Here is a 14,511-nt window from a genome sequence, read left to right on the forward strand (position 1 = left end):
CAATCATGGGCAAAAAGCTTCCGCATCTCAATCAACAACTTCAAGAATTTATAGATGCCCAAAAGATATTTTTTGTGGGTACGGCAGCTGCCGAAGGACGTGTGAATATTTCACCTAAAGGCATGAACACCTTTTATATTCTGAATGAACAAGAGGTACTTTGGCTCAATCTTACCGGAAGCGGAAATGAAACCGCAGCGCATTTGCTCGAAGATACGCGGATGACGATTATGTTTTGTTCGTTTGAAAAAAATCCATTGATCTTGAGACTTTATGGTAAGGCCGAAGTTTACCACGAGCGCGATGATCAGTTTGCTGCCTATATGAAGTATTTTGAAGAAACTGCAGGTTCCCGACAAATCTTCAAATTAAAAATAGATCTGGTACAAACTTCCTGTGGTTTTGGAGTTCCTTTTATGGACTATAAAGGGGAACGCGAAACGCTAAAGATTTGGGCCGAACAAAAAGGAGAAAGCGGTATAAAAGAATACTGGACCGAAAAGAATCAGACTAGCTTAGACGGTTTAGAAACCGGGATTTTTAAAGATTAAAAAGCTTAATCTAGCAATTCTACTTTTAAATATACATTTTCAATAGGCCACTCGTTATCATCGGTTTTGAGCTTATTGATTTCGTCAACCACATCCATACCTTGAGTCACGCGGCCAAAAACCGTATGCTCGCCATCAAGATGATGAGCGCCACGCTCAGGAACCACAATAAACCATTCAAAAGGTGAAGAGGCATCGCTGATGTTTTGCTCTAAATATTTTGCAGCCGAAAATGCCCCACGCACGTGGGTATGATTGGCACTAGCTTCGTTGGGAATGAGATAATTTCCTATACGCTGACGCTTCTTAGGTGTTTCATAACCATCGCTATTTCCACCTTGTACAACAAAATCCAGCGCATTGCGATGAATCATGGTGTCATCAAAATAACCTTGCTTTACCAGAAGTACAAAGTTGGCTCGATGTAAAGGCGTATCGCGGTAAAGTTGAATGTCAATATCACCAAATTTCGTTGAAATACGTGCTCGCGTTTCTTTATTCTTTTTTCCATATTCGGTCAAAAAGGGGATTAGCTCTGCTTGAGATTCAATAATTGAACCCGGTTTTTTCTTAAGACGCTCGTTTTCGGCTTGAGCTTTTTGCTCTGGAGTGCTATCTAAAACAGTCTCAGTTTGTTGCGTTTCATCGGCCTTTTCTTTTGTTTTTTTATCTTCACATCCGGCTCCCGTCAATAGAATTAAGCTAAGTAAAAAGTAAAGAGAAGTACGCATATATGCAGTTTGATGAGTTTTTAAAACAAGTTCCAAAATTAAGCAATTTGGAATTATTAGGACAAGAAGCGCAGTTTCTTATGGCGCCTGATGAACGCATTCGTGCATTAAGCGAAATGGATATCGAAGCCAAAAAGCCGCGATGGGCAGGGGTGATGGCAGTTTTTTATCCTAATACTAAAGGGGAAACGACACTTGTACTCATTTTAAGAAAAACCTATAAAGGAGTTCACAGTAACCAAGTAGGCTTCCCCGGTGGTAAAGCCGAAACCTTTGATGAGAGTATTAAACATACTGCTTTGAGAGAAACAGAAGAAGAAGTAGGTCTTCCGCAAAGCGAAATAAATGTCGTGAAGAAGCTCACTAAATTATACATTCCGCCAAGTAATTTTTGGGTACAACCTTTTATAGGCTATGTAGAGCAAACTCCGGTATTTACCAAAGAAGATGCAGAAGTTGAAGCGATATTAGAAGTTCCGTTAGAGGAGTTTCTTGCAGACAAAAGCGTTATAACGCAACGTATAGATACCTCTTACGGGACGATGCTTGACGTTCCTGCTTTTTATCTTTCAGAGCACGTGGTCTGGGGCGCGACCGCAATGATGCTAAGTGAAGTCAAATGGGCATTTCAGCAAATAGATCGACTTTAGGCATATAATTTGAAGTTTTAATTTTATATTTCACAACTATCCTTTTATTACGTACAAAAAACTATGGGACTTTTTAAAACCAATCCGTTTGGGCATTATGACTTCATCAAGAAGTGGCTTATACGAGTGGCGGGTGTGATGTCACATCGCCGCTATCGTGGTTTTAATGCGTTACAGATAGACGGTTCTGAAATTATAAAAGATCTGCCGGACACAAACGTACTTTTTGTCTCTAATCATCAAACCTATTTTGCTGATGTTGTGGCGATGTTTCACGTATTTAATGCGAGTTTAAGCGGTAGAGTAGACAGCATTAAAAATGTAGGCTATCTGTGGCAGCCTAAACTCAACATTTATTATGTAGCAGCAAGCGAAACGATGCGCAGCGGATTATTGCCGCGTATTATGGCTTATGCCGGTGCAGTTTCAGTTAGCAGAACCTGGCGATCTAAAGGAAAAGAGATTGACAGACCCGTAAACTTGAGCGATACCGAAAATATTGGGATCGCATTGCACGACGGCTGGGTGATCACATTTCCACAAGGAACTACAAAACCTTGGAAACCCATTAGAAAAGGTACCGCGCATATCATTAAACAATACAAACCTGTAGTAGTGCCAATTGTGATTGATGGTTTTAGAAGGTCTTTTGATAAAAAGGGAATTCGTATAAAAAAACGCGGTATTCTTCAGACTATGGAAATTAAAAAACCATTAGATATCGACTATGAAAATGATAGCGTAGAGGATATTGTAGAAATGATTGAGTATGCCATAGAGCAGCATCCTTCCTTCTTAAAAGTAATTCCTCAGGAAGAATTAGAGAAAGAAGAACAGCTTAATCAAACCCGTAGATGGGACTATTAGTCAGTGAAATAAACCTATAGATTTCTTGAGTTTTAACATTTCTTTGGCATAGCGCTTGCAACTAATTAAAACAAAGAATGTTAAATATTGATTTTAGGTTGATTTTTCTTTAACCTTTGCATACTATTAATGTAAATATTGCGTTAAAGCCCCAAAATCAATTAGACCCAAAAATTGTTTATGAGAAAACTAAGTTTCGCCCTTGTATTGCTAGTAGTAGCAATGACTTCAAAAATAACAGCACAAGAACTTCCATTTAAAGATTGTATTGATGCACCGCTAGAAGATTTTAACAGCAGTGTTTTAACTACTCAATTATACAATCAGATCGCTAAAGACCCTACAATGAAACGCCTGGTAGACCAGAAAAAGATGGCTGTGGGTATTGTGAGTCTTGATGACCCTAATGCGATTCAATATGCAGGTCTTAACGGTGAAGAAATGATGTATGCTGCGAGTTTGCCTAAAATTGCAATCCTACTTTCAGCGATGGATGCGATCGAAAAAGGAGAACTTAAAGAAACCGCAGAAGTTAAAAAAGATATGTGGTTGATGATCAGCAAATCAAATAATCAGGCCAGTACCCGTATGATTGACCGTCTGGGATATGACAAGATCTCAAGTGTACTTACCAGCGACCGTTATAAGTTATACGATCAGAATAAAGGTGGTGGTCTTTGGGTAGGCAAGCGCTATGCGGCTGCCGGAGAACGCAGACCTGACCCAATGAAAGGACTCAGCCACGCAGCAACTGCAGAACAAGTTTGCAGATTTTACTACAAATTAGTTACCGGTAAATTGGTAAGCCCAGAGCGTTCTAAAGCAATGCTTGATATTATGGAAAATCCTTCATTGCACCACAAATTTGTAAATACACTTGAACGTATTGCACCTAATGCACGTCTATTTAGAAAATCTGGTTCTTGGAAACAATATCATTCAGATTCTATTTTAGTTTGGGGAGAAGATGGCCGCAAGTATATTATGGTTGCGCTTATTGAAGATCCTAACGGTGAACAAATTATAAGAAATTTAGTATTTCCTGTAGAGAAAGCTCTACAAAAATCTCGAACTTTACTTGCGAGTGCTACAAAAGGCGCTGGCAACTTAGGTGATTAAGAAGTTCCTTAAAAAGACGTTTAATATAAGAGATGGTGAAATAACCATCTCTTTTTTCATGCAGTTATACGTCTTTTTGATCATTACGATCCTGCTTATTGTAAAACCTACTGTCAACGCGCTTTTTCTAAAGGGGCTGGGAGCAGATAGTCTTGCGTTTGGTTATTTACTTATTGCTGCAACGGCAATCGTAACATCATATTTTTATAATCAAGCGGTAAGGCGGTATTCTTTACGTCGTATTATGGTTTCATCGCTGGTGTTCTTTGCACTGGCTTTTGTGTTTTTGGCCGTATTGTATAAGCTAAACGCTATCGGCGCCATAGCGCTTTATATTTTCTATGTCATTAGCGGAATTTTTGCTGTGCTCACCACAAGCCAATTTTGGTTGTTAGCGAATATGGTATTTAATGCTAGAGAGGCCAAAAGACTTTTTGGTTTCATCGGTTCAGGGGCAATTGCAGGAGGGATTTTTGGAGGCTATTTAACGACTATTCTTGTGCCGTATATTGGTAATGGAAATATGCTGCTGATCGCCGCATTGTTTATAATTTCCTGTATTCCGTTACTGTCCTTGATCTATAAAAAGGGATACGTAAGCAGGGCTTCAATTTCAGAAAGTAGTAACCAATCGCTTGGGGATTCTGCATATAAGCTTTTATTAAAATCGCGACACTTAACGTATCTGGCCTTGATCATAGGTTTAGGTGTTATTGTTGCTAAACTTGTAGATTTTCAATTTAGTGATTTTGCTGCGCGATCCATTCCTGATGTAGATCAGTTGGCTTCGTTTTTTGGCTTTTGGTTTTCTACCTTCAATTTGGTCTCACTTGGGATTCAATTGTTTTTGACCAACCGGGTGGTAGAAAAATTAGGAGTTAATAGTTCTTTGTTAATCCTTCCGTTAGGTATTGCGTTGGGCTCTTTATTATTCCTGACATTTCCGGAGTTATGGGTACTCATAATTATCAAAGGTATTGATGGAAGCTTTAAACAATCTGTCAATAAAGCTGCTACCGAACTTGCGATGGTGCCGGTTTCCTTAGAAATAAAAAACCGCACCAAATCATTCATCGATGTGGTGGTTGATAGTGTTGCTACAGGAATTGCCGGCTGTCTTTTAATTTTTGTGATAAAAGGATTGTCGTTACCATCTAACTATGTTACGGTAATTATCATTTTTCTGATTTTGGTTTGGATTGTCGGAATTTTTCGAGTCAGGGATTCTTACTTTAAGAGTTTTAGACAAAGTCTTAAAGAAGCTGTTGAAGTCACCGAAGGCGTTCCGAGGCGCAAGCGAAAGTCACCTTTAGAGCTAGGGAAACGTATTTTAAGCAATGGGAATCCTTTACAAATTGTAGAATATCTCAACCACCTAAATAAACGTAATGCAAAGATCTTAAAGCAAAAGATCATTCCTTTACTGAATCACGAAGACGATGCGGTTAAAATCGCTGCGATTAATCAACTCTACCATTATCCTGAGGGCACCGCGTTAGAAGCCGTGCGCGATATGGTGCATCTTAAAGATGACGAAGTAGTGTACGCGGCGATGAATTATCTCATTTTGCATACCTCGCTAAATGATAGCCGAATTTTTGATAGTTATCTCAATCACAGCAGCGATTATATTGCGCACGCAGCCTTACTTTGCCTGGCCAAAGAAGCACGAAATAACCAACAGATCGCAAGCCGTTACAATCTTGAATTGCGTATTGAATTGTGGCTGGCAGAATTAGAATTGCCAGATAGCGATCACCGTCCTGAGGAACTTTCGTTTCTATTAGAGTCTATTGGTTACGCGCAGATGCCGCAATTTTATTCTTTTATTTCGGCTAACTTTAATAACCGGAATCCGCATATTGTAAGCCACGCCATTATCGCTGCAGGAATTTCGAGAGCTCCGCAATTTATTGATGCGTTGATTGATTTTCTGACGGTTAAACAGTACCGAAAAGATGCCATCGCAGCGCTTATTGCTTACGGGGAAAGCATTAGTGAGATCTTGCTAGCCAGAGAAGCTGAAAAGTTATTGAAAAACAATGCAAAGAAATATATCCCGGCGGTGATACAGACGTTTGAGACACAAGCTTCTGTGCGTGTCTTACTGCGCTTACTCCAGAGTCGCGATAACCTTATTCGCCGTGCTTCAGCAAAATCATTACATAAATTAAAAGGAAAAAATCCTAAGCTTAATTATTTTCCCAAAACGGTATTCAGGCTTCTATTGCAGTATACCTTTGAGTATCGGGATATTGTAAGTAGTCGTAAAGTGATCAAAAGCAATTTTAATGCTAAAGCTTATGATCGCTTACCGGAAGATGATCAAACCGAATTACTTCAAGCACGCGAAGGTTTGCTAGAGGTTTTAGACCGGCAACTAAGTCTGCGTATTGAAACTATTTTTCAACTCCTTGCGGTGTACTACAGCCGAAAAGATCTTGATGTTGCCTACAAAGGCTTTGTAAGTACAGATCGCGATACACGAGCGAATGCTATCGAGTTTTTAGATAATATTCTTTCCCCTAAATTAAAACACAGTCTATTGCCTTTATTAGAGCTCGCAATTATCGAAGACGTAGATGTGTATCAAGAGATTTTAGAAGATGATATCAGTTTTAATAAGGCCCTTATAAAACTCATTGAAGTAGGTGATGGAAACCTTAGACTTCCTGTGATCTATTTAATTCAATTTTTAGGAGATACCTCATTCCTGCCGTTGCTTGCCGAGCTCAAAATAACCGCTAAAAACCGTGATGTGCGCTCTTTCGCATCCTTAGCGCTTAAAAAGTTACAACCTGCATTATTAGATACTGCAACAGGTACTTCACTGGGGGCTTAAACTTCCTGGCTGCGTTCTTTCAACACCAGTACAAGCTGGGCTAAGGTTTTCTCAAAGGTGGTATAATCTTCTTCTTTAAGATCTACGTCGTTAAAAAGACGTGCAATTTGCTGCGGAATACTTACTGCTTTTTCCTTTAGCGCTTGACCGCTAGGTGTGAGTTTGACTAAAACCACACGCTCATCGTGCTGGGCACGACTACGCACCAATAACTCTTTTTGTTCTAAGCGTTTAAGAAGAGGAGTGAGGGTGTTAGATTCTAAGAGTAAGCAGGATCCAATGGCATTCACGGTCTGTTCGCCATTTTGCCATAAAACCAATAGAACCAAATATTGCGGGTAGGTTACATCCAGCTCTTTTAGCAAAGGTGCATACATTTTGGTCATAAGCCGTGAAGCCGCATAAAGTGGAAAACATAATTGGTTTTCAAGATGCAATTGAGGAGTTTCTTGATTCATTTACAGAATTTTTTCAATGTCTTTAGACAGATGTTCGGGCTTAGTTAGGGGTGAAAAGCGCTTTACAGGTTGTCCGTTTTTGTCAATGAGAAATTTGGTAAAATTCCATTTAATGCGACTTCCTAAAGTTCCGCCAAGCTGCTTCTTTAGGTATTTAAAAACGGGATGCGTATTACTGCCATTAACTTCAATTTTATCAAACATTTTGAAATGAACACCGTAATTCACCTGGCAAAATTCTTCAATAGCATCAGCGCCGCCCGGCTCTTGATTACCAAATTGATTACAAGGAAAGCCTAAAATCTCTAAACCATTATCTTTATACTTCTCATACAGTGCTTCAAGTCCCTCATATTGTGGCGTAAGGCCGCACTTGCTCGCAGTATTCACTACAAGAACCGTTTTTCCCTTAAAAGAATTCATTGAGATCGTTTCTCCCTGAAGTGTTTTTGCTTCTAAATCGTAGAAATTCATAGCTTATTTTTTAAATTTATTCTTCAAATAGGTGAGTGCTCCGGTAGACCAAAGCGCCCATAAGATCAACACCGGTTGAAAAAACAAGCGTATTAACCTTTTTTGATCAGTATCTAAACCAAAAGCATCAATACCATTGGTGTACTGCGAAATGTTTCCTGGAAAGATCAGCACATAAAAAAGTGCTAAGATCAAGCCCACTTTAATGCGATGCTTGGTTATGAAGATCATTGCGAGACCTAATAGAATTTCTGTAACCCCCGAAGCGAGTACCACAAAATCCATAAAAGCGGCACTATCCGGTAGCCAGCGTGGTACCTGAGCCTGAAATTCTTGTCGCTGAAAGGTGAGATGCCCAACGCCGGCAATGGCCATTAAAGTACCTAAGATAATCCTAAAAACGCTTTGAGTGGTGGTGTATTTCATTTTATATCTTTTGCGATTAAATCGTGTACGATGTAAAATTAACTAAAAAATACTTGTGATACAAAACCGAAATTTAATTTAAGATTATTTAAGTATCTCAACCTGAGATTTAAGCTTCAGAAAGTTCTTTAAGCTTGTCTAAAGCTTTGGACCACGTAGTATTGAAGTAATCGAGATAATCTTCAGGGACCTCGCTATCTATGGTAACTGTGGTGATTCCTTGATGCTCCTTAAAGCTATACTTCTCTAAGTTACCAGCCCACGATGCTACCTCAGGACCTTCAGTAATTTCCTGAGTTCCTTTTAAAATTCCATAATGGCGTATAGAGATAAATTCGTTAGCAATATTCTCGACGATTTCAGAAATCATTCCGCCACGGTTCCCTTCTTTATCAGTACCCACAAAGTATATTTTTGAACCTTTATCCCAACTTCCTTCATAGGTGGAGGAGGGGTCAAACGCTGCCGTCCACTTCTCATAAGTTTTGATGTTATCTAAGCCTAGCATCGTACGGTACACTTTTGTCGCGGGCGCTTGAATCTCTTTTTTATACTGAATAGTTTTCATAGGACTTATAGTTCGTGTTGGTTATTTTCTGAATCTGAATTCCTTTTGAATTTAGTAAGATTCTTTAATAATCTGAAGAGAATTTTTTAGACTTAAATGAACTTGGTAAATAAAAAATCCCGTCCAAAAAATGAACGGGATTTAATGCGTACCAATTTTATATGTTATTGCCCCGTAGCTGAGGCTTTTGGCTGGTTTACTTCTTGTAAAACTTTATCAATACGGCTTGCGAGATACATATGATCTGTAGCTGAATTTTTTCTAAGCACATTAGTCATTAGACATACAATATACTTGGGACCGTCATCAGGATGCTCTACAATAATTACAGAATTCATATAATTAAAAACATTTCCGGCATAGTCGCCGCAAGCACCTTTACTTTTATCACATTTATAAAAACTTCCGCTTTTGAAATACACAGCGGCTGAGTCTAATTCATGAGAATATGCATACCGAATACGACGTTCTGTTTGATACATAATGCGTTTCATTTCTAAACTAGAAAGAGAGTCTACCGCTTTACCTTGTTCAAGATTGATCAAAAACTTCATCAACCCTTTTGGTGAACCAATACTGCCGCCCATTCTGCCTACGTAGCGTTCTCCACCGTTAGTGAAAAATCCACCCAAACGCCACTCATCTTCTGTGATTCCCATTGCGCGTAAAGGTTCGTTTACTACTTCATTAGCAAGTCTGGTAACCTCACCGCGGTCTGTATCTTTAAACCATTGCATAGCTTCCTCGTCAGTAAGGTCAAAATATTTTTCTCCAAAAACTTTCAGCAATAATGCCTCACGATAGACCACGCTGGCAGCCCCGTTATTACTTACGGCAACCATATGGTCAATCCATTCATAAAGGCTAAAAACATCATCCTCGCGCGCGGTTCTTCGGGTTAATTTATCTTGCTCAATATCATAAACAGGAATCGTGTGATGATCATATACTGCAAACGGACCGCCTTTTACGCGTTTATATTTAAGTAGGTTCACTCGTGCTCCCCAATCGTCAGGACACAGTTTTTCGAGTTGATCAAACATCGCGATAAGAATAGCTAATTTACCCACGCTTCCCGGTTGATATCCACGGGTTTCATTCCGCGCAGCGTATTTAAGATTGGTACTATCAGTCATATCTAATACCGAGATCGAATAGCTCTGGTCTAAACCATAAAACAAACCGCCAATTTTTTTCTGAAATTCTGCATCTTCAGTCATATAAGCGATTGCACTGTCTTGTTTTCCTGTCAATCGAAGTTTTATATCTTCAACCGAAAGATAGGCTCCGGCCGGAATACGATTATACGCAATACTGTCGCGCACTATTTTTTCTAATTGGGCCAGTCTGTCAATGCCTGTTCGTTCATATCCGTCAATAGGGTAGAAGCTGTCAGGTACTGCAAATGCTAAGGTTAAGAGAATGACCGGTATGCAGATTAGTACTTTTTTCATAGGTTGTTTTTATAGAAATTACTGCGGAAGTTTAAAGTTTGCTATCCATCTCAATATATTCGTCAGGATTGGTTTTAGGCGAAATGGAGTCAAGATATCCATTGCTCAGCGCATTTTTATTTTCGACAAATGGTCTGATCTGAAACAGCCATAATTTATCATCTTGAAAACCTAATTCTACATCATAAGCAGCCTTAGGATCACTGTTAGTTTCTTCAGGAATTTTTGATCTAATTTCTTCTGCGACTTCTCTTAAGCTTTGAATATTTTTTTCATTCAAGATCGAAGCTTCAAAAGAGGTTGAATATCCTTTGGTTCCCCCGGAAACAGGAAGTCTAATATAGTCTGGCTGTCTAGCCGGAGCTAATAATTTAGTCATGTTAGCGGTTACTAAGCGAGTTTCGGCAGCTTGACCATCAACGGCTCCACCGGCACCTCGGCTAAATGCAACCGTAAGATCCTCGTCTGTTCCTTCGTTGATTCCTTTGGTGATCATAACGCCACTGTAATCAACATCAACACTTGGGATCACAAGTATTGAAGGAAACACATTTTCGGGATTAGAAAGATACACCTGGCGCCATTTAAAACTACGCTCGGTATAAGGCGACGCCCATACTTTTTTAATTCCGTCTAAGATCTTTTGCTCTTCTACCACATTAAAAAGCGTCAGGTTTAATCCAGCACCTGTGAACTCTTTTAAGTCTTCCATATTGGTGTCACTACGTAAAAACACCGGGGCCTGTCCTATAGGTTTACCAAAAATAGAAGCAAATGAATTACGCAATTCGCTAACAAAGGCAGGTTTCAATTGCATGGCATTGATCGCGTCTCTCAAGGTAGCAAGTTTGGCGAGTTGATAATCTACCACCTGAGCATCAGGAGTTCCTGCCTGGCGTTTAGCTTCGGCGGTTTCAAACATTTCTGTAAGAAATTCCCAGTAACTTTTACCTTGACCGGGCATTGGGAGATTCATATGATCTCTAAAAATCCCAAAAGGAATCACTAGTCCTTCAACTACGTGATCTGGGAACATTTTTTTCAACTGACCTAAATTTGCAGCTTTAGGACCTGACAAAATTCCGCTTGCGGAAGCATCGATATCCCGCATATTGAGAATGCTTTTTTGATCTAACTGAATTTTTTCGATTGGGACGGCAATTTTTGTTTGCTTACGTTCTTCAGATGAAAAAAGCGCTTTTTCTTCTGAAGTCATTTCATCTGCAGGTTTTAGGATCACTGTACCTTTATTTGAAACTGCGTAAAACACTTCTTCGCCATTAAACTCTTGAAGATCTTCAAGATTCTTATCACTTAAAGCGGCGTTAGGAATACCTAAATTACGCGCGAGAAGCTGTACGTGAGAAACTAAATTTCCTTCATCTACTGTAGCAATTCCGGCAACCGGTTTTAGGTCTGAAGGTGGACGTTTAAAAATGTAGATCTTTTTATTAGAAACTTCAACCGCATCCGGATTTCCAGATACGACAACCAATTCGCCCAGTGCATACCCCGGATTCAAGCCGTGAATAGCGCTTTGCTCATCAATTTGCATCACATCGTTCTCCAAGTTTGACTTATTTGAAATAAAATCACCCAATTCGCTAACCGTTTTTCCTAAAGGAAGCGCTACAGATGACCGTACGCGATCGTCAATAAAGCCCGAAGCTAGAGGTTCAAATTCTGCATATTTTTCAACTACTGCGTCGTAATTGGCTTTAGCCATTGCTGCACTCCATTGCACGATGCTGCGCGAAGTGTTTAAAATGGAATTCAATTCGGCCAAAGAAACTGTGGTATAATTTATAGGGGCAATAACCGAAGCCACTTCTTCCCATTCCCAAACCTCGAGAAGTCCGGTACCGGCGGTTGCGTAGCTTAGGTAATAGTTTTTATCTAAGAGGTCGCGTAGATCTTCTGGCTCCCAGTCTGCGGCTTTTTTCAGAAGCATTTCTTCTAATTTTAAAGAAACATCTAAAAGCGTTAGGCGCTCTGAGGCTTTTTTCACTTGCGTTACCTGCGTTCTAATGTTGCACAAAAGATCACTAATCTCAGGAATGATATCGTAAGCCGGAGTGTTGTTATCAAAGTCTGTGGTAAACTTGAGCAGTTGCTGTTTTACATCAAAGTCCCCGTTAATGCTGGCAACTTGATTTTTTAGGCGTTCTAAATTGATAGGCGCATAATATTCATTTAGCGTAGCCACTAAAGCATCAAATTGCTCCTTAAGTTCTGGAGTGAGTTCGTCGCTGTATTCCTGACGGAAATTTTGCACAAGAGCAAGATCGCTAACTTCAGGCTGCCCGTGAATTTTCACGCGAACGTCCATAAATTTTGGGAATTCTTCAGCGATAACTTTTGATTCGCTTCGCATACGCTGGGCAATATTATCATCGCCAGAATGCGGGATATCTTTTAAAGATTGACGAATAACGTAGTAATTCTTTTCTAGTCGGGCGTCATCTTTGAGTAACCATTCGTAGAATTCAATTCCCCAAGCTTCTTCATCTTCAGATTGAATCGCCCCGCGGTAAAATTGTGCTTTTTCCAGAATCCACCCATTATCTACACTTTGCAAATATTTGTTGAGTTGGTATTGTTTCAGTCGACTTTGTTCTTGTGCTGCATCCCAAAATTTATTTTTATCAGCTGCGGCTAAAATTTCACCAAAAAATAAATGATTACGCTCCGCCAGATTTTCTGTTAGCGGTTTATAGCTTGCATGCTGAATACCGTCTACGCCTTCCGGACACGGATCTTTAGGCTCACGCATGGTGCCGTCTTCACAAAACCAACGTATACGTAAATAAGGACCGCGAGGGTCCTTCTTAAAATCTTGAATGGTTTGCTTTATAGATGCAGAAGTGTATTCTTGAGCTTTTACAGTAAATGCATTCAGCAAAACAGCAATAAAAAGAACGAGTAAGACTTTGGGCATAATAGGTTGTTTGTCACAAAAATAAGTGTAGCACTTGTTAATAGCCCCATAAAAAAGATTATGATTTTCTTAAATCTTTATAAGTTTTCGCTAATCACGATGTTTCCCAAAAGCCTGCCCTGAGATGTTTTAAAAAAGTGGTAATGGTTCAGTATAAAAAAGCCTGTCTCAATCAAGACAGGCTTTAATATTCTAAGAATAAAGAAGAGAAGCAATCTAGTCACGCATTTCCAGCTTGCTAAGCTCTTTGTAATTACGTTTTAAACGGCGTAACAAAATACCGTATAGTAACTTGTAGAAAGCCCATAGCAATGCGACTAAAACGAGCAGCATCACAATAAATACGGCTATAAATCCTAACGGCATAGATTGCGTACCGTCTTCGGCCTGTATCATTACATCGTTGAACTTCGGGTCAAAATTGAGCATTGCAATGAATACCACCATCCCGATAATAAAAAAGATTATGAGGTTATAAGCGACATAAAAGTTAACCGTACGTCTCACTTTGAGAATACGACTCATTAAATGCTTTGTATTATCTGTAGTTTGTACTTCTCTATAATTCTTGTAAAAGAGATAGATAAAGATGCCTAGAACGGCATACTGCAATACAATACCTATAATTTCAAATTCATACAAATGTATTTGTCTAAGTGTCTCAAGGGTTTCGGCGTTTACCGTAGTTATGTTAAGAATAGTCCATAATACAAACTCAAAAATAGATACATATAAAATCCACTTCATCAAGGACGAAGAGCGTTTATGAATCATTTTATATATAGTGTCTACACTTACTTTAGGAAGATCTGCCTCTTGGCGCTTCCAGTCTTTTTTTAAGAAATCTAATTCATCCATCGTTCTACACATTTAATAAGTCTTTCAACTTTCCTTTTACCCGGTTCATTTTTACTCTGGCGTTCACTTCAGAAATACCTAAAGTTTCAGAGATCTCGCTATAGGGCTTGTCTTCCAGATAAAGAAATACCAGCGCTTTATCAATATCGTTGAGTTGCCTGATCGCCGAGTACATTAATTTTAGTTGTTCTTCAATAGTGTCGTCATAATCGGTACTGGCTATTTTAAACATCACGTTATCGTAGTCTTGCGTTTTAATCCGTCGCTTAGACTTGCGATATAGCGTAATTGCTGTATTGAGCGCTACACGATACATCCAGGTGGTAAACTTAGAGTCTCCTCTAAATTTAGGATAGGCTTTAAATAATTGAATGGTTATTTCTTGAAACAAATCATTATGCGATTCCTGATCGTGGGTATAAAGCCTGCAGATCTTATGCACAATATTTTGATTGGCTTCAAGCTGTGTTACAAATTGTTTTTCAAGTTGCGGATCCAATATTAAATTGTTAGTTGAAGTATTTGTACAGAAGCAGGGTAATATGTTACAGCTATTGCTAAAATAATGATAAAGA

14 protein-coding genes are annotated in these 14,511 nt (G+C 39.2%); 5 read left to right on the forward strand and 9 right to left on the reverse strand.

Annotated elements, in window-relative coordinates:
* The first annotated feature begins 5 nt into the window (after nt 1-5).
* Entirely contained in the window at nt 6-551 is a 546-nt protein-coding gene (locus tag LDL79_RS14970) for a pyridoxamine 5'-phosphate oxidase family protein (RefSeq protein WP_225598294.1), read from the forward strand.
* Between the two features lie 5 nt (nt 552-556).
* Here LDL79_RS14970 and LDL79_RS14975 read toward each other — a convergent pair whose 3' ends face one another.
* Nucleotides 557-1,282 carry a peptidylprolyl isomerase gene (locus LDL79_RS14975; RefSeq protein WP_225598295.1) on the reverse strand — a complete coding sequence of 242 codons (726 nt, stop codon included), beginning with the start codon at nt 1,280-1,282 and terminating at the stop codon, nt 557-559.
* A 2-nt stretch (nt 1,283-1,284) separates the two neighbouring features.
* On the opposite strand from LDL79_RS14975, the gene LDL79_RS14980 reads away from it, so the two are divergent.
* The 4 genes from LDL79_RS14980 to LDL79_RS14995 all read left to right on the forward strand — a co-directional run bounded on the left by LDL79_RS14980 (nt 1,285) and on the right by LDL79_RS14995 (nt 6,760).
* Nucleotides 1,285-1,932, forward strand: a complete 648-nt coding sequence (locus LDL79_RS14980) for an NUDIX hydrolase (protein WP_225598296.1) — start codon at nt 1,285-1,287, stop codon at nt 1,930-1,932.
* A 63-nt stretch (nt 1,933-1,995) separates the two neighbouring features.
* The gene (locus LDL79_RS14985) at nt 1,996-2,799 is read left to right on the forward strand and encodes a lysophospholipid acyltransferase family protein (protein ID WP_072979203.1); all 804 of its coding nucleotides are present in this window, start codon (nt 1,996-1,998) and stop codon (nt 2,797-2,799) included.
* A gap of 180 nt (nt 2,800-2,979) precedes the next feature.
* Nucleotides 2,980-3,918, forward strand: a complete 939-nt coding sequence (locus LDL79_RS14990; RefSeq protein ID WP_225598297.1) for a serine hydrolase — start codon at nt 2,980-2,982, stop codon at nt 3,916-3,918.
* A gap of 58 nt (nt 3,919-3,976) precedes the next feature.
* Nucleotides 3,977-6,760, forward strand: coding sequence for an NTP/NDP exchange transporter (locus LDL79_RS14995; RefSeq protein ID WP_225598298.1), 2,784 nt, complete (start codon nt 3,977-3,979; stop codon nt 6,758-6,760).
* Here LDL79_RS14995 and LDL79_RS15000 read toward each other — a convergent pair.
* The 8 genes from LDL79_RS15000 to LDL79_RS15035 form a co-directional block, all read right to left on the reverse strand.
* Nucleotides 6,757-7,218, reverse strand: coding sequence for a MarR family winged helix-turn-helix transcriptional regulator (locus tag LDL79_RS15000; RefSeq protein ID WP_225598299.1), 462 nt, complete (start codon nt 7,216-7,218; stop codon nt 6,757-6,759). The genes LDL79_RS14995 and LDL79_RS15000 overlap by 4 nt on opposite strands.
* On the reverse strand, nt 7,219-7,692 hold the full coding sequence (locus tag LDL79_RS15005; protein WP_225598300.1) for a glutathione peroxidase: 474 nt from the start codon (nt 7,690-7,692) through the stop codon (nt 7,219-7,221). It abuts the gene before it with no gap.
* A 3-nt stretch (nt 7,693-7,695) separates the two neighbouring features.
* A complete protein-coding gene (locus tag LDL79_RS15010) occupies nt 7,696-8,118 on the reverse strand; it encodes a DoxX family protein (protein ID WP_072979191.1) in 423 nt (140 codons plus the stop codon).
* A gap of 109 nt (nt 8,119-8,227) precedes the next feature.
* Complete coding sequence (locus LDL79_RS15015) at nt 8,228-8,686, reverse strand: SRPBCC family protein (protein ID WP_225598301.1); 459 nt, start codon at nt 8,684-8,686, stop codon at nt 8,228-8,230.
* Nucleotides 8,687-8,850: 164 nt separating this feature from the next.
* On the reverse strand, nt 8,851-10,140 hold the full coding sequence (locus tag LDL79_RS15020) for a serine hydrolase (RefSeq protein ID WP_167597223.1): 1,290 nt from the start codon (nt 10,138-10,140) through the stop codon (nt 8,851-8,853).
* A 31-nt stretch (nt 10,141-10,171) separates the two neighbouring features.
* Complete coding sequence (locus tag LDL79_RS15025; protein ID WP_225598302.1) at nt 10,172-13,078, reverse strand: PEP/pyruvate-binding domain-containing protein; 2,907 nt, start codon at nt 13,076-13,078, stop codon at nt 10,172-10,174.
* A 216-nt stretch (nt 13,079-13,294) separates the two neighbouring features.
* Complete coding sequence (locus LDL79_RS15030; protein WP_225598303.1) at nt 13,295-13,936, reverse strand: hypothetical protein; 642 nt, start codon at nt 13,934-13,936, stop codon at nt 13,295-13,297.
* 4 nt (nt 13,937-13,940) lie between these two features.
* Entirely contained in the window at nt 13,941-14,435 is a 495-nt protein-coding gene (locus LDL79_RS15035) for an RNA polymerase sigma factor (protein WP_072979180.1), read from the reverse strand.
* Nucleotides 14,436-14,511 lie beyond the last annotated feature (76 nt).

The sequence above is a fragment of the Leeuwenhoekiella palythoae genome, from assembly GCF_020310025.1.
Lineage (GTDB): Bacteria > Bacteroidota > Bacteroidia > Flavobacteriales > Flavobacteriaceae > Leeuwenhoekiella > Leeuwenhoekiella palythoae.